At 67.9% G+C, this 21,013-nt stretch carries 20 protein-coding genes; 13 read left to right on the top strand and 7 right to left on the bottom strand.

What is annotated here, in order from left to right:
- Positions 1-147: 147 nt before the first annotated feature.
- Together E0H73_RS21825 and E0H73_RS21820 are read left to right on the top strand one after the other, a co-directional pair.
- Complete coding sequence (locus E0H73_RS21825; protein WP_131359398.1) at positions 148-2,193, top strand: M4 family metallopeptidase; 2,046 nt, start codon at positions 148-150, stop codon at positions 2,191-2,193.
- Positions 2,194-2,290: 97 nt separating this feature from the next.
- Positions 2,291-3,706 (top strand): M28 family peptidase, encoded by a 1,416-nt coding sequence (locus E0H73_RS21820; protein ID WP_131359396.1) that lies wholly within the window; start codon positions 2,291-2,293, stop codon positions 3,704-3,706.
- A gap of 57 nt (positions 3,707-3,763) precedes the next feature.
- Here E0H73_RS21820 and E0H73_RS21815 read toward each other — a convergent pair whose 3' ends face one another.
- Complete coding sequence (locus E0H73_RS21815) at positions 3,764-4,288, bottom strand: hypothetical protein (protein ID WP_238164155.1); 525 nt, start codon at positions 4,286-4,288, stop codon at positions 3,764-3,766.
- Positions 4,289-4,350: 62 nt separating this feature from the next.
- Positions 4,351-5,523: a phosphotransferase gene (locus tag E0H73_RS21810; RefSeq protein ID WP_131359394.1), complete on the bottom strand. Its 1,173-nt coding sequence runs from the start codon at positions 5,521-5,523 to the stop codon at positions 4,351-4,353.
- 115 nt (positions 5,524-5,638) lie between these two features.
- Between E0H73_RS21810 and E0H73_RS21805 the strand changes: the two genes are divergently transcribed.
- Positions 5,639-6,091 carry a MarR family winged helix-turn-helix transcriptional regulator gene (locus E0H73_RS21805; RefSeq protein WP_131359392.1) on the top strand — a complete coding sequence of 151 codons (453 nt, stop codon included), beginning with the start codon at positions 5,639-5,641 and terminating at the stop codon, positions 6,089-6,091.
- A gap of 81 nt (positions 6,092-6,172) precedes the next feature.
- Here the strand turns inward: E0H73_RS21805 and trhA are convergent, their stop codons facing one another.
- Positions 6,173-6,868: a PAQR family membrane homeostasis protein TrhA gene (trhA, locus tag E0H73_RS21800; RefSeq protein ID WP_131359390.1), complete on the bottom strand. Its 696-nt coding sequence runs from the start codon at positions 6,866-6,868 to the stop codon at positions 6,173-6,175.
- Positions 6,869-7,126: 258 nt separating this feature from the next.
- Between trhA and E0H73_RS21795 the strand changes: the two genes are divergently transcribed.
- The 9 genes from E0H73_RS21795 (at position 7,127) to E0H73_RS45930 (ending at position 15,825) form a co-directional block, all read left to right on the top strand.
- Positions 7,127-7,906, top strand: coding sequence for an isoprenyl transferase (locus E0H73_RS21795; RefSeq protein WP_131359388.1), 780 nt, complete (start codon positions 7,127-7,129; stop codon positions 7,904-7,906).
- Between the two features lie 1,429 nt (positions 7,907-9,335).
- Positions 9,336-10,670, top strand: coding sequence for a PhoH family protein (locus tag E0H73_RS21785; RefSeq protein WP_131359386.1), 1,335 nt, complete (start codon positions 9,336-9,338; stop codon positions 10,668-10,670).
- Between the two features lie 241 nt (positions 10,671-10,911).
- Positions 10,912-11,577: an aggregation-promoting factor C-terminal-like domain-containing protein gene (locus E0H73_RS21780; RefSeq protein WP_238164154.1), complete on the top strand. Its 666-nt coding sequence runs from the start codon at positions 10,912-10,914 to the stop codon at positions 11,575-11,577.
- Between the two features lie 99 nt (positions 11,578-11,676).
- Positions 11,677-12,261 carry a dihydrofolate reductase family protein gene (locus E0H73_RS21775; RefSeq protein ID WP_131359383.1) on the top strand — a complete coding sequence of 195 codons (585 nt, stop codon included), beginning with the start codon at positions 11,677-11,679 and terminating at the stop codon, positions 12,259-12,261.
- Between the two features lie 19 nt (positions 12,262-12,280).
- Positions 12,281-12,937, top strand: a complete 657-nt coding sequence (locus E0H73_RS21770) for a spermine/spermidine synthase domain-containing protein (RefSeq protein ID WP_131359381.1) — start codon at positions 12,281-12,283, stop codon at positions 12,935-12,937.
- A gap of 44 nt (positions 12,938-12,981) precedes the next feature.
- A complete protein-coding gene (locus tag E0H73_RS21765; protein ID WP_131359379.1) occupies positions 12,982-14,385 on the top strand; it encodes a class II fumarate hydratase in 1,404 nt (467 codons plus the stop codon).
- Positions 14,382-15,065 (top strand): ribonuclease FAU-1 family protein, encoded by a 684-nt coding sequence (locus E0H73_RS21760; protein ID WP_238164153.1) that lies wholly within the window; start codon positions 14,382-14,384, stop codon positions 15,063-15,065. The genes E0H73_RS21765 and E0H73_RS21760 overlap by 4 nt, the downstream gene beginning before the upstream one ends.
- Positions 15,062-15,604, top strand: coding sequence for a nucleotide-binding protein (locus E0H73_RS21755; protein ID WP_165555767.1), 543 nt, complete (start codon positions 15,062-15,064; stop codon positions 15,602-15,604). Before E0H73_RS21760 ends, E0H73_RS21755 begins: the two co-directional genes overlap by 4 nt.
- A 62-nt stretch (positions 15,605-15,666) precedes the next feature.
- Positions 15,667-15,825, top strand: coding sequence for a hypothetical protein (locus tag E0H73_RS45930; RefSeq protein WP_165555766.1), 159 nt, complete (start codon positions 15,667-15,669; stop codon positions 15,823-15,825).
- Positions 15,826-15,827: 2 nt separating this feature from the next.
- Here the strand turns inward: E0H73_RS45930 and E0H73_RS21750 are convergent, their stop codons facing one another.
- Both E0H73_RS21750 and E0H73_RS21745 read right to left on the bottom strand, forming a co-directional pair.
- Positions 15,828-16,256 carry a nitroreductase/quinone reductase family protein gene (locus E0H73_RS21750; RefSeq protein ID WP_131359375.1) on the bottom strand — a complete coding sequence of 143 codons (429 nt, stop codon included), beginning with the start codon at positions 16,254-16,256 and terminating at the stop codon, positions 15,828-15,830.
- Positions 16,257-16,377: 121 nt separating this feature from the next.
- Positions 16,378-18,042 carry a fumarate hydratase gene (locus E0H73_RS21745; protein ID WP_131359373.1) on the bottom strand — a complete coding sequence of 555 codons (1,665 nt, stop codon included), beginning with the start codon at positions 18,040-18,042 and terminating at the stop codon, positions 16,378-16,380.
- A 127-nt stretch (positions 18,043-18,169) separates the two neighbouring features.
- Between E0H73_RS21745 and E0H73_RS21740 the strand changes: the two genes are divergently transcribed.
- Positions 18,170-18,877, top strand: a complete 708-nt coding sequence (locus tag E0H73_RS21740; protein WP_131359371.1) for a DUF1707 SHOCT-like domain-containing protein — start codon at positions 18,170-18,172, stop codon at positions 18,875-18,877.
- Here E0H73_RS21740 and E0H73_RS21735 read toward each other — a convergent pair.
- Positions 18,874-19,641 (bottom strand): ABC transporter ATP-binding protein, encoded by a 768-nt coding sequence (locus E0H73_RS21735; RefSeq protein WP_131359369.1) that lies wholly within the window; start codon positions 19,639-19,641, stop codon positions 18,874-18,876. The two genes, E0H73_RS21740 and E0H73_RS21735, sit on opposite strands and share 4 nt — an antisense overlap.
- Positions 19,629-21,002: a 2-isopropylmalate synthase gene (locus tag E0H73_RS21730; protein WP_238164152.1), complete on the bottom strand. Its 1,374-nt coding sequence runs from the start codon at positions 21,000-21,002 to the stop codon at positions 19,629-19,631. Before E0H73_RS21730 ends, E0H73_RS21735 begins: the two co-directional genes overlap by 13 nt.
- Positions 21,003-21,013 lie beyond the last annotated feature (11 nt).

Genomic DNA, 21,013 nt, shown 5'->3' with positions numbered 1-21,013 from the left:
CGTCTTGACACACAGTGTCACAACTGAGGCAGTGGCACTGCTGCGCCAATACATCCGGCGTCCCCAACTGAATTCGGTCGCTGCGCCCAAACAGCGACCACACCGTGAGGAGATGTTGTCTTGAAACGACTGACATCAGCAGGGGCGGTGGCCATCGTCGCGACAGCGGGTCTTGCGACGGCGTTCACCGGCTCGACCGCGGGGGCCGCGAATCGCGCGGCTCCGCTTCCGGCGTCCGGCTTCAACCAGCCGGCCGCCGTCCAGGCCGAACAGGCGCAGACCGCGCAGACGGCCGCAGCCCTCGGACTCGCCGGTGGCGAGGTGCTCAAGGTCCGCGACGTGGTCAAGGACGCCGACGGCACCGAGTACGTCCGCTACGACCGCACCTACAACGGCCTGAAGGTCGTCGGGGGTGACCTGATCGTCAAGCGCAAGGGCGAGGCGATCGGCCAGGTCACCTACAACCTCGGCGCCAAGTCCGTCGGTGTCGCGACCAAGCCGACTCTGTCCCAGTCGGCCGCGCTCACCAAGGGTGCCCAGGCGGCCAAGTTCAAGGCCACCGGCAACAAGGGTGCGCTGGTCGTGTTCGTCACGCCGGCCAAGCCCGTGCTCGCCTACGAGGTCGTCACCACCGGCGTCAAGCCGGACCAGACCCCGTCGGTGCTGCACTCGTTCATCGACGCCAAGTCCGGCGCCCTGCTGGCCCAGGACGACGAGATCAAGACCGGTACCGGCAACTCGATGTACTCCGGCACCGTCAGCATCGGTACGTCGGGCAGCTTCACGATGAGCGACCCGAGCCGCGGTGGCAACTTCACCACCGACCTCAACGGTGCGACCTCCGGCAACGGCACCACGTTCACCGACCCCGACGACACCTGGGGCAACGGCTCGACGTCCAGCCGCCAGACCGCCGGTGTCGACGCGCACTACGGCGCGCAGCTGACCTGGGACTACTACAAGAACGTCCACGGCCGCAACGGCATCTTCAACAACGGCCAGGGCGCCCGGTCCCGGGTGCACTACGGCAACGCGTACGTGAACGCGTTCTGGGACGGCAGCCAGATGACGTACGGCGACGGCCAGGGCAACGCCCGTCCGCTGACCGCGATCGACGTGGCCGGCCACGAGATGAGCCACGGTGTCACCGAGGCGACCGCCAACCTGAACTACTTCGGTGACGCGGGCGGCCTGAACGAGTCCACCTCGGACATCTTCGGCACCATGGTCGAGTTCTCCGCCAACAACTCCTCCGACCCGGGTGACTACCTGATCGGCGAGAAGATCAACATCAACGGCAACGGCACGCCGCTGCGCTACATGGACAAGCCGTCGAAGGACGGGGCCAGCTACGACTGCTGGAGCAGCTCGGTCGGCAACGCCGACCCGCACTACTCGTCCGGCCCGCTGAACCACTGGTTCTACCTGGCCTCCGAGGGCACCGGCAGCAAGGTCATCGGCGGCGTGACGCACAGCAGCACCGCCTGCAACGGCGCGACCATCACCGGTGTCGGCCGCGATGTGGCCTCCAAGGTCTGGTACCGCACGCTGAGCACCAAGCTCAGCTCGGGCAGCACCTACAAGGACGCTCGTGAGGGCGCCATCACCTCGGCCAAGGAGCTGTACGGCGCCGACTCCGCGCAGTGCAAGGGCATCGAGGCCGCCTTCAGCGGCATCTCCGTCCCGGCCGGTGCGGCCGCCTGTGGTGGTGGCACCGAGCCGCCGCCCACCGGCGACAACCTGCTGCTGAACCCGGGCTTCGAGTCCGGTGCGGTGAACTGGACCGGCACCGCCGGCCCGATCACCAACAACACCGGGCGTCCGGCCCGCACCGGCAGCTGGAAGCTCTGGCTGCAGGGCAACGGCCGCGCCACCACCGAGAACGTCGGCCAGTCGGTCGCGATCCCGGCGTCGGCGACGGCGGCGTCGCTCTCGTTCTGGATCCGGATCGACACCTCGGAGACGACGTCCTCGACGGTGTACGACACGGCGAAGGTGCAGATCGTCGACGGTGGCACCACCACCACGCTGGCGACGTACTCGAACCTGAACAAGAACACGTCGTACGTGCAGAAGACGTTCAATGTGACGCAGTACAAGGGAAAGACCGTCACGGTGAAGTTCGTCGGCCAGGAGGACTCCTCCCTGCAGACCAGCTTCGTCATCGACGACACCTCGCTGACCGCGAGCTGACCGTCTCGCGGTGATCCCGTCCGGGGCGCGCGGCCTTCCGCCCAGGCTCGCGCGTCCCGGATTTCCTTTCGCTCGCCCCGGCTGAAGGAGATCCACCATGCGTACCTTCCTGTACTCCGGACTCGGCGCTGTCCTCGTGGCCGGCGTACTGCTTGCCCCAGGCAACATCGCCACCGCGGCCGAGTCGCCGGACATCTCCGTCACCAACACCAAGGCCCATCTCGACCAGTTCCAGTCGATCGCGACCAGCAACGGCGGCAATCGCGCCGCCGGTCGCCCCGGTCACAAGGCGTCGGCCGACTGGGTCAAGGCCAAGCTCGACGCGGCCGGCTACACCACCACACTGCAGTCCTTCTCCACCTCGGCCGGTACGTCGTACAACGTGATCGCCGAATGGCCGCACGGCGACGTGAACCACGTCGTGATGGCCGGCTCGCACCTGGACAGCGTCAGTGCTGGTCCGGGGATCAACGACAACGGTTCAGGCAGCGCCGGCGTACTTGAAACCGCACTTGCCTACGCTGCCGGCAACGAAAGCTCCAGGAACCGTTTGAGGTTCGGGTTCTGGGGTGCCGAGGAACTCGGGCTGGTCGGCTCGAGGTACTACGTCAACAATCTGCCCAGCACGGAACGCGACAAGATCGAGTTGTACCTGAACTTCGACATGATCGCGTCGCCGAACCCGGGCTACTTCGTGTACGACGACAATCCCGCGGGCAACGGCGCCCGCGACGATCTGGTCGCGTACTTCACCCAACAGAATGTCCAGACCGAGTTCATCGACGTCCAGGGCCGATCCGACCACGCGGCGTTCCGGTCGCTCGGCATCCCGACCGCCGGCACGTTCTCCGGCGCCGAGGAGACCAAGACGTCAGCCCAGGCAGCGAAGTGGGGTGGTACGGCGGGGCAGGCGTTCGACCGCTGCTACCACCGGTCCTGCGACACCATCAGCAACCTGGACCTCACCTCGCTGGACCGCCAGATCGATGCCATCGGCCACATGATCTGGACCTACACCCAGAAGGACTACACCGACGGTCCGCCACCCGGCGGCAGCAACCTGATCCTCAACCCAGGCTTCGAGTCCGGCCCGGCGAACTGGACCGGGACGACCGGTGTGATCACCAACAACACCGGGCGTCCGGCCCACGGTGGTTCCTACAAAGCGTGGTTGCAAGGCAACGGCCGAGCCACCACCGAGAACGTCGGTCAATCGGTGCCGATCCCGGCTTCGGTGACGGCGGCAGCGCTGTCGTACTGGATCCGGATCGACACTGCTGAGACGACCGGCTCGACGGTCTATGACACGGTCAAGGTTCAGGTCGTCGACGGTGGTACGACCACCACGCTGGCGACGTACTCGAATCTGAACAAGAGCACGTCGTACGTGCAGAAGACGCTCGATGTGACGCAGTACAAGGGAAAGACGGTCACGGTGAAGTTCGTCGGCCAGGAGGACTCCTCGCTGCAGACGAGCTTCGTCATCGACGACACGTCGCTGACCGTGAGCTGACAACCCACGTCCGGGGCGCGCGGCCTCCGCCCAGGCTCGCGCGCCCCGGACTCCCCGTTAGACCGGCTTGCAGAGCTTGCCTGGCGGGATGGTGGCCTGGGTGAGTAGTTGGTTCACCGACTCCGACATCGGCTTGAGTTGCGGGTCCTCGATGCGGGCCGTCTTCCCGTTCGCGGTGACCGCGAGGATCATGTCGTCGGGGTGCCGGGTGCTCGGCTTGGTGGGAGTCAGACTGGCCCAGTCGACCTGTTGTGCGGCGGTCTGGATCGTCGTCAGCAGGGTGGCGTCCAGCTTGCACCGGACCGTCTGCTTGCCGCGCGATGTGACCGTGGCGACGCCGTCGGTGCCGATCGTCACCTTGTCGTCGAAGCCGGCGAAACCACCGGTCCGGCTGACGGTGATCGGGAGAGCCGTGCCGACCGGAGTCGACTGAGTCACCGTCGGCGAGCTGCTGGGCAGCGTCGGGGGAGCGGACGACGTACCGCCCGCACCATTGCCGGACTCGGCACCACAGCCGACCAGGACCAGTCCGGCGACGGTGCTGATCGTGGCGACCACTGCGTATCTGCTGAGGTTCCTCACGCACCATGGATACCTCTTGGCAGGCGGTTCGTTGCAGCTGTGACACGACCGAAATGTTCTTGTTAGACCACCTGCGACACCAGGTCGACCAGCACGCGGGTGAGCCGGACGCGGTCCTCGAACATCGCCAGCGTCACCTCGTCGACGGTCTTGGTGATCTGCTCCAGCGGCAGCGCGGTGAAGGTCGCCCGGGCGCACAGCGAGCCGAGATAGCCGTACAGCACCTGCTCCTCGGTCACCTGCATCCCGTCCTCGGCCAGGCCCTTCAGAAACGCTTTGAAGATCACGTTGTGCACGGCCGGCAGCGCGTCGGGCGCCAGCTCACCGGCATGCGCCAGTCCGACGAGCAACTGCCCCAGGTCGAACCCGACCGCCTGCGGGCAGTCGAACCCCCAGTCGATCACCACGAACTCGTCCGGACTCCCCTCCGGAACCAGCAGATTCTGCGGACTCGCGTCTCCGTGCTGGTAGCACTGCGGCAGCGCGTCGAGCGCGTCCAGTACGGCGGGCAAGCGCTCACCCAGGTCGAGCAGGTCGTCACGCAGACGGTGGTCCCCCGCGTGGCAGACCGCCGCGCTGAGCAGCGGTTGCCGCCACGTCTGCGGGTCGGCGATAGCCGGCAGGGCGCTCATCATCACGCGCCCGCCTACGTAGTACCGCAGTCCGACGCCCGGGATGGTGATGCCGTCGCGGGGGAGCAGTGGCTCGACCAGCTGCGGCTGACGACGGGCAGACAGCCGCCCGAGCAGGTACGCCGCGCGCTCGAACCGCTCCATCGGCCACGGACCCGGCTCCTGGACGACGTTCTCCATCCAGAGCGTGCCGCGATCGTCGTCGTACAGATCAATGCGGTACGCCGTGGCCAGCCGCAGGCCGTCCGGCAGTACGTCGGCGACGCCACTGCGGTGGACGGCGATCTCCAGCTGCCACGGCAGGTTATGGATGAAGGTAGCCCGGAAGTGCTCGGGCACGGTGTCGATGAACTCCCAGTGCCGGACGGACTGCAGCTTCTTGATGAAGCAGGACCAGTTGACCGTGTCGCCGGCCGCCGTGGTCGCCGTACCGAAGAGCCGGAACAGGGCCTCCGTGCTCGGCGTGCCGATCGGGTAGTCGACCGGCTCGACCCGGACCGCGCCGGGCCGTGCAGCCGGGTCCCCGGTGATGGTCCGGACCAGATCGGTCAGGTCGTCGTCGCACAGGGCGTCCCGGCCCAGTGGTTCCAGAGTGGTGATCATGCGTTCCCCCCAAAGCAGTCTGCCGCCCATCGTCCGCCCGCGTCTTCTGCCAGTCTTCAGGGCCAGCACGGAAAGAAGTAAAGCAGCCTTACTACCGAGATAGTAAAGTTGCCTTATGACTTCCGTCAACGGACTTTCGGGCACACCGGTGGACCCGGTCAGGTCCGATCACATCGCCGGGTTGCTCGGGCTCGTGATGGCGCGACTACGGGCAGAGATCCTGGCCGACTCCGAGCAGGCGTTCCCGGGGCTGCGGATCTCGCACTACCGGCTGCTCGAGATGATCCCGCCGGAGGGCGGCCGGATCACCGATCTGGCCGAGGCCGCCGGCATGACGAAGCAGGGCCTCGGGCAGCACGTCGATTACCTGCAGCGACTGGGATTCACCGAGTCGGACCGGCTGCGGGGTGACCGGCGGGTCCGGCTGGTACGCCGTACGCCGCGTGGCGACGAGGCAGTCGACTTCAGCCGGGCCGCGATCGCCCGCGTAGAGGAGTTGTGGGAACAGCAGTTGGGCCGCGAAAGGTACGACGTACTGCGCGAAACCCTCAGAGAGTTGGGGAGTTAGGGCGTGTCTCCCGATCCCACGCCTACTGCGCGGCACTCGGCGGGCACCTGCTCGCTACGGCGTGGGATCGGGAGACACGCCCTAGCCGACCTGGTACGTGGCGATGCTGACGGCGATGTAGTGGCAGATGAACGCGGCCACGGTGAACGCGTGGAAGATCTCGTGGAAGCCGAACCACAGGGGTGACGGGTTCGGCCGCTTGGTGCCGTAGATGACCGCGCCGATCGAGTAGAGCCCGCCGCCGACCGCGATCAGCGTGACCACCGCCGCGCCGCCCTGGTGGTAGATGTCGCCCATCCAGAAGATCGCCACCCAGCCGAGGGCGAGGTAGATCGGCGTGTAGAGCCAGCGCGGTGCGCTCACCCAGAAGATCCGGAACAGGATGCCGAGCAGCGCCCCGCCCCAGACCAGGCCGAGCATCAGCAACCGGTTGTCGCCGTGCAGCAGGACCATCCCGAGCGGGGTGTAGGTGCCGGCGATCAGCAGGAAGATGTTGCTGTGGTCGAGCCGGCGCAGAATCGCCTCACCGGTCGGGCCCCAGTAGAACCGGTGGTACAGCGCGGAGATGCCGAACAGCAGCATCGCGCCCATGGTGTAGACCGCGGCGGCCCAGCGGGCCTCGGCGCCGGGGGCGAGACAGATCAGCACGATGCCGGCGGCGGTCGCGAACGGGAACGTGCCGGCGTGCAGCCAGCCGCGAAGCTTGGGCTTCAGCGGCGCGAGTCTTCCCGACAGCCGGTGACCGACTTCCTGGGGCTGGGCGCTGGTAGCGGTCATCGCCGTCCTTTCGAGGGGTGCCGGGCGGTTCAGTACCTACGCAACCGTAACCTACGGAACCGTAGGTTCCATCGTCCATAAGCATGAAATGTAGGCGACATCACCCGTTGGCACACCGCCACCCGCGTGTCCGACGCACGAACTTCGGCGAAAGTTCGAACTTCCCGGGAGCTTTTTCCGAGCCGCTCCGGGCCCTCTCAACAGCGGCCGATCTGGGCTAGCCTCGTGACCGAGAGTCTTCGAGGAGAGCACCTGCCCATGCGGACACCTGGCAAGCAAAAATTGCGCGACGCGGTGTACGGACTGTACGAACGCCGGCTGGTCCGATCGCTGTCGCCGGACCGGATCCCGCGGCACATCGGCGTCATCATCGACGGCAATCGGCGCTGGGCCCGGGCCGTCGGCGACCCGGTGTCGCGCGGTCACGAGGCCGGGGCGAACAAGATCGTCGAGTTCCTCGACTGGTGCGACGACGTCGGCGTCAAGGTGGTCACCGTCTGGATGCTCTCCACCGACAATCTGAGCCGGCCCACCGACGAGCTCGAGCCACTGTTGCGGATCATCGAGCAGACCGTCGACGAGCTGACCGCGATCGGCCGCTGGCGGATCCACCCGGTCGGCGCGCTGGATCTGTTGCCCGGCGCCACCGCCGAGACGCTCAAGGCGGCCGAGACTGCCACGCATGAAGTCGACGGGATGCTGGTCAACGTCGCGGTCGGGTACGGCGGCCGCCGGGAGCTGGCCGACGCGGTCCGCTCGCTCCTGCTCGAGGAGGCCGCGCAGGGCATCTCCATCGAGGAACTGGCCGAGCGCGTCGACGTCGAGCACATCGCCCGGCACCTGTACACGAAGGGCCAGCCGGACCCGGACCTGGTCATCCGGACGTCGGGTGAGCAGCGGCTCGGTGGCTTCTTGCTGTGGCAGAGCGCGCTGAGCGAGTTCTACTTCTGTGAAGCCCTGTGGCCGGATTTCCGGCACGTCGACTTCCTGCGGGCGATCCGGAGCTACGCACAACGGGAGCGCCGCTTCGGGACGTGACCCCGCGTCCGCAGCGTGCACACGTCGTACGGCGTCGCAGGTAGTAGGCGTACGTCGCCGTACCCAGGGCGGCTCCCCAGACCACCCAGAGGATGCCGGGACCGTTGAGGGCCCAGTTGTCGCCGTCCAGGGGGAGTTGGGTGTTCATCAAGCCGGCCGGGATGAGTACGACGGCCACGACCGACGCCGGAATGATCGCGAGGAATGGTGGGACGCGCTTGCCCGCCTTGAACCGGATCCAGCGCGGACAGACCTCTCCCCAGCGGTGCACCAGGCCGTGGGTGAGGATGCCGCCGCCGACGCCCATCACGGCCAGGCCGAGGCCCATCGCCAGCATGCCGGGTGTGTCGGCCATCATCCGGTGGAACTCGTCGCTGATCCCGACCGGCCAGCCGAAGAACCATGCCACTCGGGTGAACTCGTACGGCACGTTGGCGACCACTGCGACGGTGACCGCGATGCGACCCCAGCGCAGGGTTTGCTGCGGTGTCGTCCAGGCCGGATCGGGGCGATCGCTGCGTCCGCAGGAAACACAGGCGTCCCGGCTGCGGCGGTGGTACGCAATCGCGGTCGCGGCCCACAGCAGACCACCGACGAACACGATGATCAGGTTCACCCGGTGCCAGTACAGGATGTCGCCCACGCCGCCCTGTTCACCCGGTACGCCGGTGAACGCGAAGACCACCAACGCAGGGGCGAGGGCAACCATCGCGATCAGTGTGTAGTCAGGGATCACCACCGCGAGCCCGACGGCCAGTACGGCGGCGATTGCCTGGAGCACCCAACCTCGGGCCGGGCGTCTGGTCATGACGATCGCCAGTACGGCGCCACCGAGACCGACGGCCGCCATGACCGGGGCAACGACCTGGGCGGGTGAGCCCTCCAGGATCGAGGCGGTTGAACGATCATCGGTCACTTTCGCGAACGGGTAGCCGGCTCCGCCGAAGGCCCAGTAGACGCCCAGGACGCCGTACGTGAGGGACCACAGAGCCGTCGCGTACCCGGTCCACACCGGCCAGTTCTTCCGCATGTGACGAGACTGTCGCGGAGGGTCGCGGGCCGGATCACTCCGCAGCGTGAACGACCTCCCCCGCGTGGGGGGAAGAAGTAACACGCCGTTAACCCCGTGGCCGGGCGTGTCGGAATGCGGGGTTTGCGCCGCCGACCTACGCTCCTTAGTGACGGTCGGAGGGGAAGCCGGCTGTCCGGGAGGCCCGATCAGCTTGAGAATCGTTCGCCAGCCGGTTGCCCCATGAGGGGCAGAACGGAGTGCCCGAGACCTCGCGTCTCGATCTCACTGATTCCCGTCAGCGCTCGTGCGGCGCGGCGGACGGGATCTGCACCAGATCCCGGGGTCAGTTCCCGGTCCATCACCTAACCACTGGTGGGCCGGGCGTGGTGCACGTCGCGGCCCGAGAGGACGTGCGACATGGCTGCCACCCACGCCAAGGCGTCAAGTACCTCATCCATACCGGCCCAGCGCACCTTCGTGCTGGACACCTCGGTGCTGCTGTCGGACCCGCACGCGATGCTGCGGTTCGACGAGCACGAGGTGGTCGTCCCGGTGGTCGTCGTCACCGAATTGGAGGCCAAACGGCATCACCCGGAACTCGGCTACTTCGCTCGCACCGCACTGCGGCTGCTCGACGAGCTCCGGATCCAGTACGGACGTCTGGACGCGCCCCTGCCAGTGGGGGAGAAGGGTGGAACCCTCCGGGTCGAACTGAACCACACCGATCCGGAGAGCCTGCCGGCCGGTTTCCGGCTCGGCGACAACGACAGCCGCATCCTGGCCGTCGCCTGCAACTTCAAGTCCGAGGGCAGGGACGTCACGCTGGTCTCGAAGGACCTGCCGATGCGGGTCAAGGCGTCGGCCTGCGGTCTGATGGCCGAGGAGTACCGGGCCGAGCTGACGCTGGAATCCGGCTGGACCGGGATGAGCGAGCTCGAGGTCGAGACCCACGTGGTCGACGACCTGTACGAGAACGGCGTACTGGAGCTGCCGCAGGCCGGTGAGTTCCCGACCCACACCGGGTTGGTGCTGCTGTCCGAGCGGGGCAGTGCGCTCGGCAGGGTGATGCCGGACAAGCGGGTCCGGCTGGTCCGGGGTGACCGGGAGGCGTTCGGGATCCGCGGCCGGTCGGCCGAGCAGCGGGTCGCGCTCGACCTGCTGCTGGACCCCGACGTCGGGATCATCTCGCTCGGCGGCCGGGCCGGCACCGGCAAGTCCGCGCTCGCACTCTGCGCCGGCCTCGAGGCGGTGATGGAACGGCGGCAGCACAAGAAGGTGGTCGTCTTCCGGCCGCTGTTCGCGGTCGGCGGCCAGGAGCTCGGTTACCTGCCCGGCTCGGAGTCGGAGAAGATGCAGCCGTGGGCGCAGGCCGTGTACGACACGCTCGGCGCGCTGACCAGCGGTGACGTGATCGACGAGGTGATCGACCGCGGCATGCTCGAGGTGCTGCCGCTGACCCACATCCGCGGCCGCTCGCTGCACGACGCGTTCGTGATCGTCGACGAGGCCCAGTCGCTGGAGCGCAACGTGCTGCTGACGGTGCTCTCCCGGGTCGGCGCGAACTCGCGGGTGGTGCTCACCCACGACGTGGCCCAGCGGGACAACCTACGGGTCGGCCGGCACGACGGTGTCGTCGCGGTGGTCGAGCAGTTGAAGGGGCACCCGCTGTTCGCACACGTGACGCTGACCCGCTCGGAGCGGTCGCCGATCGCCGCTCTGGTCACCGAGATGCTGGATGATCTGCAGCTGTGACCGGGGCGGGGAAGGTCTTGGTAAGGAGCGTTTCTGGTTTTAGGTAATCTCTGTCTGTAAAGCACGCGTAAGACTTCCGCGTGCACGGTGCGGTCGCCCGTTGGGCGGCCGCACCGTTGTCTGTGACCTGCTTGTGATCACGGTCGGTTTACGCCAGAGTATGTTCCTGTTGCCAGCCGACGGGGGTCGGGTTTTCTCGGAAGGACAGATGAAAGCGAAGCGCTCCGTCGCGGTTCTCTCAGTGACTGGAATCGTCGTCGTCTCCGTTGTCGCCGGTATCGACCTCTTCAGCTCCCCCGGGAGCAGCGTCGCCTCGGAACAGGTGTCCGGCCGGGCCGAGATGGCCGTGCTGAACAGCGAGAAGGCCCACGCGGTGAAGACGCCCTCGCCCAAGGGACTGTCCCCTGAGGAGCAGGCCCAGGAGGTCATCCGGCTGCGCAACCAGATCGAGGCCGTCGAGGCCCAGCGCAAGGCGACCCAGGACAAGGCTGCCACGGTCCGCGCGGCCAAGAACGCGGCCCTGAAGCGGTACAAGGCGCTGCAGGAGAAGGACAACGACTCGCGCGAGGAGCGGGCCAGCCGCGACGCCGAGCGGAAGAAGCTCGAGGGCACGCCCAAGGAGGTCGCGATGAACCTCCTGCCCGACCACGGCTGGGGCGAGAGCCAGTTCAGCTGCCTCGAGAAGCTGTGGAACAAGGAGTCCCGCTGGCGGGTCGACGCCGACAACCCGACCTCCACGGCGTACGGCATCCCGCAGGCGCTGCCCGGCAATCGGATGGCGGCGTACGGCTCGGACTGGCGGACCAACCCGGTCACCCAGATCAAGTGGGGCCTGGACTACATCGAGGACGCGTACGGCTCGCCGTGCTCGGCCTGGGGTCACTCGCAGGCCAAGGGCTGGTACTGAGTCCTTTCCGTGGTGTTTCCGTGCTGATCGCGGAGGCGCGTACGGGCGTCCGACCGGCAAGCTTCGAGGAGTAGGAATCACCTCTTCGAAGGAGTCATCATGGCACTCGTCATCTCAGGCCTCTCGATGTCGCTGGACGGCTACATCACCGGCCCGGACGTGACCAGGGAACACCAGCTCGGCGTCGGCGGCGACATCCTGCACCGCTGGCTCTGGGAGCCGTTCCCGGAGGACACCGCAGTACTGGACGGCATGGTCGCCTCGGCCGGAGCGATCCTGATGGGCCGGCGTTCCTACGACCTGGCCGAGGGCGACGGCGGCTGGGGCGACGGCGGTCCGGCGGGGCAGCTGCCGTGCTTCGTGCTCACCCACAACCCGCCCGCTCCTGAGACCGTGCGAGCGCCAGCGGTGTTCACGTTCGTCAGTGAGGGCATCGAGGCGGCGGTCAAGGCGGCGAAGGATGCTGCCGGCGACGGGGTCGTCGGCGTGCATGGTGCGAGCGCGGCTCAGCAGTGCCTGGCCGCGGGACTGCTCGACGAGATCCAGATTCATCTGGTGCCGGTCCTGCTGCAGTCGGGGACCCCGCTGTTCGAGAACCTGGGCGACCGGCAGTACCAACTGGAGCGGACCGACGTCGTACCGTCGGGCAATGCCACGCACCTGCGGTTCAAGGTGCACTACTGAGGCCTGGCAGGATGTCGGCGTGCCGGAGATCGCGCGGGGGAGCAGTGAACGGGGAGAGCTGGTCCTGCGGCGGCGTGACGACGACGGAGCCCTCGAGCTGCGGGTGAACGGCGTCTTCGTGATGGACGACCGTGAGACCTCCAGCGAGGAGCTGCTCGCGTCCGCCGCCCTGGCCTCGGTACGACGTCCTGATCGCGTCCTGGTCGGTGGTCTCGGGCTCGGCTACACCGTCCGTGCGTTGCTGACCGACGACCGGCTCGGTGAGGTCGTGGTCGCGGAGATCGAGCCGGACCTGGTGGCGTGGACGCGGTCGGGACTGGTGCCGTCGGTGCTGGACGATCCGCGGGTGTCGGTGGTCGTCGGCGACGTACGCGCGGTTGTTGCCGCGTCGTCCGATGCGTCGTTCGACGGGATCCTGCTGGATGTGGACAACGGCCCGGACTTCCTTGTCTACAACGAGAACTCGGCCATCTACGCGTCGCCGTTCCTGACTGTGTGCCGGTCGAAGCTGCGGACTGGCGGCGTACTCACCGTCTGGTCGTCGTCCGCGTCGGATGCGTTGGAGACCGCCGTCGGGGCGGTCTTTGGGGCGTGTGCGGTGTCGCCTGTTCCGGTGACGCTGCAAGGGCGGGCCGAGACGTACTACGTGTACCAGGGTTCGTTATCCACAGTTTGACAATCGGTCGTCGGCGACTGCGCGGAGCGACGTACTCTGCTGGTATGGGTGACAATGCGGAATTCAGGATCGAGCACGACACGATGGGCGAGGTCAAGGTGCCTCGGGACGCGTTGTGGCGGGCGCAGACCCAGCGTGCGGTGGAGAACTTCCCGATCTCCGGCCGGCCGCTGGCGCCGGCGCTCATCCATGCGCTCGCCCAGATCAAGGCCTCGGCCGCGGTGGTGAACGCCGAGCTCGGCGTGCTGGACGGCGAGCGGGCGGCCGCGATCGTGGCCGCCGCGGACCAGGTGACCGGCGGCGAGTACGACGCGGAGTTCCCGATCGACGTGTTCCAGACCGGCTCCGGCACGTCGACGAACATGAACGTCAACGAGGTGCTGGCCACGCTCGCGACCCGTGCCCTCGGCACCGACGTACATCCGAACGACCACGTGAACGCTTCGCAGTCGAGCAACGACACGTTCCCGTCCTCGATCCACGTCGCCGCCACCGCGGGTGTCGTCCAGGAGCTGCTGCCGGCACTCGAGCACCTGGCGGAATCCCTGTCACGTAAGGGATCTGAGTTCGCCGAGGTGGTCAAGTCCGGGCGCACCCACCTGATGGACGCGACGCCGGTGACGCTCGGGCAGGAGTTCAACGGGTACGCGCAGCAGGTTCGGCGCGGTGCGGAGCGGGTGCGTGCGACGCTGCCGCGGGTCGCCGAGCTCCCGCTGGGCGGCACGGCGGTCGGGACCGGGATCAACACACCACCGGGCTTCGCGGCGAAGGTGATCACGGAGCTGAACCGGCGTACCGGTCTGGAGTTGCACGAGGCCGACGACCACTTCGAGGCGCAGGGTGCGCGCGACGGTCTGGTCGAGTTGTCCGGGCAGCTGAAGACGATCGCGGTGAGCCTGACCAAGATCTGCAACGACCTGCGATGGATGGGATCCGGGCCGCGCGCCGGGCTCGGCGAGATCGCGCTGCCGGACCTGCAACCGGGCTCGAGCATCATGCCGGGCAAGGTGAACCCGGTGATCTGCGAGGCGACGCTGATGGTCGCCGCCCAGGTGATCGGCAACGACGCCACGATCACCGTGGCCGGTGCCGGCGGCAACTTCGAGCTGAACGTGATGCTCCCGGTGATCGCGCGCAACCTGCTCGAATCGATCACCCTGCTGGCGAACAGTTCCCGCCTGCTGGCCGACCGCTGCGTCGACGGCATCACCGCGAACGTCGACCACTCCCGTGCGCTGGCCGAGTCGTCGCCGTCGATCGTGACGCCGCTGAACCGCTACATCGGCTACGAGAACGCCGCCGCCGTGGCGAAGAGTGCACTCAAACAAGGCAAGACGATCCGCGAGGTCGTGATCGAGAACGGTCACGTCGAGAAGGGTGACCTGACCGAGGAGCAGTTGGACGCGGCCCTCGACGTACTGTCCATGACCCGGCCGGCCCAGCCGTGACGGCAGCCGCAGCGGAGGCGCGCTTCTGGCAGCCGGGGACCACGATCGAGTGGGTGTACGAGGGGACCGGACGGCACGCGGACAAGCCGAACGTCCGCCCGATGACCGTGGTGCGTGACGACGAGGACGGCCTGGTCGCCTGGCTCGCCCCAGGGACACCGCTGATCAAGCCGGTCCTGGTGGACGGACGTGAGACGAGGTACGCCGGTCCGGTCGCGATGTTCACCGAGGACCGGGTGCTGAAGCTCGACGTCTGGCGCGGGACGGGGATCTTGAAGGTGTTGCCGCCGGGCAAGCCGTGGTCGGTGTGGCATTTCTGGGCCGAGGACGGCAGCTTCCGCGGCTGGTACGTGAACCTCGAGGCCCCGCATGTGCGCGACGCAGCGGGGCGTCGGACCAGCACTGTCGACCACGTCCTCGACCTGTGGATCCGGCCGGACCGCACGATCGAGTGGAAGGACGAGGACGAGCTGGAGGGCGCGGTCACTGCGGGGCGCTTCACGCCGGCGGAGGCTGAGCGCATCGTCGCCGATGCTCATGCCGCTGTTCGTGACATCGAGGACTGGACATCGCCGTTTTCGGACGGCTGGCAGACGTGGAGCGCGCCACCGGACTGGCGGCTGCCGATGGCGCCGACGTCGCATCAGCCGGTCCTGATCGCCGAAGAGCTGCACAGTTGAGCGCGCAGGCGCTGCTGCTCTCCGGCGGTGGGGGAGTTGGCAAGACCACGGTCGCTCAGGCGATCGCCCGCCTCCTCACCGGTGCAGGCCACCCGACGGCGGTCGTCGACCTGGATGCCGTCGGTCAGTTCGGGCCCAAGCCGCCGGGAGCGGAGGGGGCACTAGGTGCAGCACCGGACTCGGGGCTCCGGTTTCATGATCGGCTCAAGGCGCGCAACCTTGCGGCGGTCTGGCCGACCTACCGCGACGTGGGTGCCCGCTTTCTGATCGTGAGTGGGCATGTCGAGACGGCCGAGCTCAAAGCGGCGTACACGCAGGCGCTGGCCGACTGCGACGTACGCGTAGTCAGGGTGCTGACCCCGCCGGACCTGGTCGCAGCGCGGACCCGGTCGACCCGCGGACCCGACTGGGACCTACAGGCCGCGCTGGCCGAGGCCGCCGCCCACCAGCCGATCGAGGACTTCACGGTCAGCAACGACGGCTCCCCGGCGGAGACCGCGGCCGAGATCCTGGGTAAGGCCGGCTGGCCCGTCGGTTGACCGCTGACAACGGGTGCATCACGAGCGGTTCCATCTGCCGGGTTCGGACTTACCTTGGAATCATGTACACCATCGAGCTGGAAACCGAGGAGCTGCAACTACTGCGATCCGCCCTCGGGTGCTACCTCCAGGCCTTCGGCCACAACGAAGCTGACCTCGTGCGAGCCGCCAGGGCCGTCCTGGTCAAGCTCCCCGAGCCGGTCGAAAGCCAGGCCAGTTGAGGTCAGCGCTGCTCCGGTGCCAGTACGGCGACCGGAATCGTGCGCTTGGCCTTGGTCGCGAAGCGGCCGATACCGGGGTCCTTGCGCAGGATGACGTCGGTCCACACGGTCTGCCGCTCCACCCCGGTCAACTCCCGCGGACACATCCGGACGTGCTTCGCGCCGATCTGCACGTCGGTCACCTCGACCGCGCGCAGGTTGCGGAACCAGTCCGGATCCTGCCGGGAGCCCGACCCGGTTCCCCACACCAGTAGCCCGTCCGGCGCCTCCAGATAGCGCACGCAGGTCGAGTGCGGTACGCCGGTCCGCCGGCCGGGCGTGGTCAGCATCAGGACGTGCACGTCCTTGCTCCCGCTCGCCCACCGCCCATCGAGCGTGCGATACATCCACACCCCGATCCGATTCCCCACCCGCAGCATCCGCCGGCCCATCACAACCACCCCCGCTCCCGAGGGTCCGGCGATCCCCCGCCGACGTCAACCACTCAGCTACGAGGCCGCACCGTCAGAGGAACCGGCTTGCGGGTGTGCTCCACTCCCTACCCCGCAGGGTTTAGCTTCTGGGCCGGACTGTGAGCGGGACCGGCTTGCGGGTGTCGGTGAAGAAGTCGTTGCCTTTGTCGTCCACGACCACGAAAGCCGGGAAGTCCTCGACCTCGATCTTCCAGACGGCTTCCATCCCGAGCTCGGCGTACTCGACCACGTCCACCGACTTGATGCAGTCCTGCGCCAGCCGCGCCGCCGGACCACCGATCGAGCCGAGGTAGAAGCCGCCGTGCTCCTTGCACGCCTGCGTCACCTTCGCCGAACGATTGCCCTTGGCAAGCATCACGAACGATCCACCGGCCGCCTGGAACTGGTCGACGTACGCATCCATCCGCCCCGCCGTGGTCGGCCCGAAGGACCCGGACGCGTACCCCTCCGGAGTCTTCGCCGGACCCGCGTAGTACACCGCGTGGTCGCGTAGGTACTGCGGCATCGGCTCGCCCGCGTCCAGCCGCTCCTTGATCTTCGCGTGCGCGATGTCCCGCGCGACGACCAGCGGTCCGCTCAGCGACAGCCGGGCCTTCACCGGCAGCTTGGTCAGCTCCGCGCGGATCTCGCTCATCGGCCGGTTCAGGTCGATCCGGACCACCTCGGTGTCGTCGGCGAGGTGCTCGTCAATGGTGTCCGGCAGGAACCGCGCCGGGTCGCGCTCGAGCTGCTCCAGGAACACACCCTCCGGCGTGATCTTCGCCAGCGCCTGCCGGTCCGCCGAACACGAGACCGCGATCGCGACCGGACAGGACGCGCCGTGCCGCGGCAGCCGGATCACCCGCACGTCGTGGCAGAAGTACTTCCCGCCGAACTGCGCCCCGATCCCGAACTCCTGCGTGAGCTTGAAGACCTCCTCCTCGAGCTCCAGGTCGCGGAACCCGTGCCCCACCGGCGATCCCGAGGTCGGCAGCGAGTCGAGATAGTGTGCGGACGCGTACTTCGCCGTCTTCAGCGCGTACTCCGCCGAGGTACCGCCGACCACGATCGCCAGGTGGTACGGCGGGCAGGCCGCCGTACCGAGGGAGCGGATCTTCTCGTCCAGGAACTTCATCATCCCGGCCGGGTTGAGCACCGCCTTGGTCTCCTGGAACAGGAACGACTTGTTCGCCGAGCCGCCACCCTTGGCCATGAACAGGAACTTGTACGCCGGGTCGCCGTGGTCCGGGGTCGAGTACAGCTCGACCTGGGCCGGGAGGTTGGAGCCGGTGTTCTTCTCGTCCCACATGGTCAGCGGCGCCATCTGCGAGTAGCGCAGGTTCAGCTTGGTGTACGCGTCGTACACGCCGCGGCTGATCCACTCCTCGTCGGCCGCGCCGGTGAGAACGCCCTCGGACTTCTTGCCCATCACGATCGCGGTCCCGGTGTCCTGACACATCGGCAGCACGCCGCCGGCCGAGATGTTCGCGTTCTTCAGCAGGTCGAGGGCGACGAACCGGTCGTTCCCGGACGCCTCCGGGTCGTCGATGATCCGGCGCAGCTGCTCCAGGTGCGCGGTGCGCAGGTAGTGCGAGATGTCGTGCATCGCCTCCGCGGTCAGCGCGCGCAGTACGTCGGGCTCGATCTGCAGGAAGGTCCGGTCGCCAGCCGTGAACGTGCTGACACCTTCGGTCGTCAGCAGCCGGTACTCCGTGTCGTCGGCACCCAGGGGCAACAGATCGGAGTAGTTGAAGTCGGCGGACACCGGCGTACCTCCATGGCATGTGGTCTGGATGGGTCAACTTTATCCGGCGGGCTCAGGGGCGGGATCAGGGGTGAATCGGGGATGATTCCCGTCGGCGGGTGATGCTTCCCGCGCGTATCGTGCTGACGTGGCCCAGGATGAGATTCCCCAGGACAACCGACCGCAGGACTCGGTGCCCGCGCAGCCCGCGCCGGCGACGGGTGACGAGCTGGCGCTGCGGCGCCGGGTCTCCGACCTCGAGCGGGAGGAGGTCGCCGACGTACTGCGCGATGCCGCGGGCGAGGGCCGGCTGTCGTACGGCGAACTCGAGGAGCGGCTGGAGCAGCTGTACGCCTCTAGGACGTACGGCGAACTGGTCGAGATCACCGCGGACCTCCCGAACGGCCCGCGTGCTCCGGGTGCGTCGGAGGTGCCGGCCGTGAGCCCGCACTACGGCGGAGCCATGGTCGAGGCCGGCCCGGTCATCAACGTCTTCATGTCGGAGACCAAGCGCACCGGCAATTGGCTGGTCCCACAGCGCCAGGAGATCAACGCCGTCCTCGGCGACGTCACCCTGGACTACACCGAGGCCCAGCTCCCGTACGCCGAGGTCTTCGTCGAGGTGAAGTCGATCCTGGCCGACGTGAAGATCCGCGTCCCGCGCAACGCGATCGTCCACCTGGACAGCAACCCCATCCTCGGCTCGATCTCCGAACAGGAGTCCGCCCTCTCCGCCGCCGACCCCGCCACTCCGGCCGCCACCCCCACCACCTTCCACATCCGCGGCACCGCCATCCTCGGCGAAATCAAAATCAAACGAGGCCCCCGCCTCAGCAAACGCCTCGGCCTGAGCTAGGCGGTTGCTCGCCACCGGCCCTCGCTGCGGTGGATGGTGATGGGGTGGGCGAAGGTTCGGGTGATCAGGGGAGTGGTGAGGACGTCTTCGGCGGGGCCGGCGGTGAGGATGCGGCCTTCGCGGAGGAGGGCTGCGTGGGTGGTGGAGGTGGGGAGTTCCTCGAGGTGGTGAGTGACGAGGAGCGACGCCAGGTGGGGATGTGAGGCGTGGACCTGGTCGACGGTTTCGAGGAGTTGCTCGCGGGCCGCGACGTCGAGACCCGTCGTCGGTTCGTCGAGGAGAAGTAGGCGCGGGTCGGAGATCAGCGCACGGGCGATCAGCGCGCGACCACGTTCGCCCTGGGACAGGTTGGTCCAGGACGCGTTGAGGTGCGTACTGATCCCGAGCAGCTCGACCAGTTCCTCGGCCCGGGCGTCCTGATCGGGAGTCGGCTCCCAGCGCGGCATCAGTTCGATCGTCCCGGTCAGGCCGGTGAGGACGACCTGCCGGATCGTCAGCGGCGACCGCAGTGGATGACGTGGGTTCACGTGCCCGATCGACTCGCGCAGGGTCCGGATGTCGACGGCGCCGAGGCGACGGCCGAGGATCTCGACCGTGCCTCGGGTCGGGTGGGTGATGGCGCCGCAGAGGTTCAGCAAGGTGCTCTTGCCCGCACCGTTCGGCCCGAGCAGCGCCCACCGTTCCCCCTCGCCGACGGTCAAGGACACTCCGCCGAGCAGCACCTTGCCGTCCCGGACGAAGTCGACGTCCTTCAGTTCGAGCACCCGAAAACCTCCTCGTAAAGACCCTTCAACTCCACCGCACTCGCTTCCCGGCCGGTCTCGTCGGTGTGCCGCTGCACGTGCCGGGCGAACTCGACCTCCTCCGCCGAGCTCATCCGCACGCCGTACGACGACTCCAGCACATGCGCGATCCCACCCTTCCCCGACTGGCTGTTCACCCGAACGACGGCCTCGTACCCGCGCCCGACGTCGGCCGGATCGATCGGCAGATACGGCACGTCCCACGCCAGCTCCGACGCCGGTACGCCGGTCGCGACAGCCCGCCGGTGGTGTTCGGCGAACCCCTTCCGGATCGCATCCTGATGCGTCCCGGAGAACGCCGTGTAAACGAGCTCCCCGACGTACGGATGCCGCGGGTGGATCGGCATCCGGGTGCAGTACTCGACCGTCTCCCGGATCCGGTCGATGGCGGAGAAGTCGACCATCGGGTCGACGCCCTGGGCGTGCAGGTTCAGCGCGAGTGTCGCGATGTCGACGTTCCCGGTGCGTTCGCCGTTGCCGAAGATGCAGCCCTCGACCCGCTGCGCACCGGCGAGTACGGCGAGCTCCGCGCAGGCGATCCCGGTCCCGCGGTCGTTGTGCGGATGCACCGACAGAATCACGCTGTCGCGCCGCGGCAGGTTCTTGTCCATGTACTCGATCTGGTCGGCGTACACGTTCGGCGTCGCGACCTCGACCGTGGCCGGCAGGTTGAGGATCACCGGCCGCTGCGGCGTCGCGTCCCACCGCTTCGTCAGCTGGTCGGACAGCTCCATGATGTAGTCCGGCTCGGTCAGGTTGTACACCTCCGGCGAGAACTGGAAGCGCACGTTCTCCTGCTCACCCGCGAGCCTGAGGATGTCCTCGGCCCCGGAATAGATGAGCGACGCGAGTTCGTCCCGGGTACGCCGCAGTACGACGTCCCGCCAGACCGGCGCGGTCGCGGCGTACATGTGGATGACGACCTGGCCGCGCATCCCGGCGATCGATTCGACGGTCCGCTCGATCAGCTCGGGCCGGGCCGGGGTGAAGACGACGATCGTGACGTCCGGTGGGACGAGATCGCTGGTGGCGAGCAGCCGGACGAAGTCGAAGTCGGTCTGCGAGGCAGACGGGTAGCCGACCTCGATCTCTTTGTAGCCCATGGCAACCATCAGCTCGAAGAAGCGGCGCTTGCGCTCGGGGTCCATCGGGTCGGCCAGCGCCTGGTTGCCGTCGCGCAGGTCGACCGGCACCCACAGGGGTGCGGTGGTGATCCGGCGGTCCGGCCATTCGCGATCGACCGGGGCGACCGGGACCTTGGCGAAGACGTCGCGGTAGCGGTGGCTGGGCATGGGGGAGTGCTGCTGGCGGTTCCAGTCCATGGTGGGTCCTT

This window comes from Kribbella pittospori (assembly GCF_004331465.1).
Taxonomy (GTDB): Bacteria; Actinomycetota; Actinomycetes; order Propionibacteriales; family Kribbellaceae; genus Kribbella; species Kribbella pittospori.
Note: the sequence above shows the minus strand (reverse complement) of the source record. Positions and strands in the feature narration are given on the sequence as shown.

Bases quoted from the DNA above. Each gene is read 5' to 3' on its own strand.
- E0H73_RS21820 (WP_131359396.1), top strand. From the start codon at position 2,291: ATGCGTACCTTCCTGTACTCCGGACTCGGCGCTGTCCTCGTGGCCGGC.
- E0H73_RS21785 (WP_131359386.1), top strand. From the start codon at position 9,336: ATGGCTGCCACCCACGCCAAGGCGTCAAGTACCTCATCCATACCGGCC.
- E0H73_RS21765 (WP_131359379.1), top strand. From the start codon at position 12,982: ATGGGTGACAATGCGGAATTCAGGATCGAGCACGACACGATGGGCGAG.
- E0H73_RS21805 (WP_131359392.1), top strand. From the start codon at position 5,639: ATGACTTCCGTCAACGGACTTTCGGGCACACCGGTGGACCCGGTCAGG.
- E0H73_RS21810 (WP_131359394.1), bottom strand. From the start codon at position 5,523: ATGATCACCACTCTGGAACCACTGGGCCGGGACGCCCTGTGCGACGAC.
- E0H73_RS21775 (WP_131359383.1), top strand. From the start codon at position 11,677: ATGGCACTCGTCATCTCAGGCCTCTCGATGTCGCTGGACGGCTACATC.
- E0H73_RS45930 (WP_165555766.1), top strand. From the start codon at position 15,667: ATGTACACCATCGAGCTGGAAACCGAGGAGCTGCAACTACTGCGATCC.
- E0H73_RS21730 (WP_238164152.1), bottom strand. From the start codon at position 21,002: ATGGACTGGAACCGCCAGCAGCACTCCCCCATGCCCAGCCACCGCTAC.
- trhA (WP_131359390.1), bottom strand. From the start codon at position 6,868: ATGACCGCTACCAGCGCCCAGCCCCAGGAAGTCGGTCACCGGCTGTCG.
- E0H73_RS21795 (WP_131359388.1), top strand. From the start codon at position 7,127: ATGCGGACACCTGGCAAGCAAAAATTGCGCGACGCGGTGTACGGACTG.
- E0H73_RS21750 (WP_131359375.1), bottom strand. From the start codon at position 16,256: ATGGGCCGGCGGATGCTGCGGGTGGGGAATCGGATCGGGGTGTGGATG.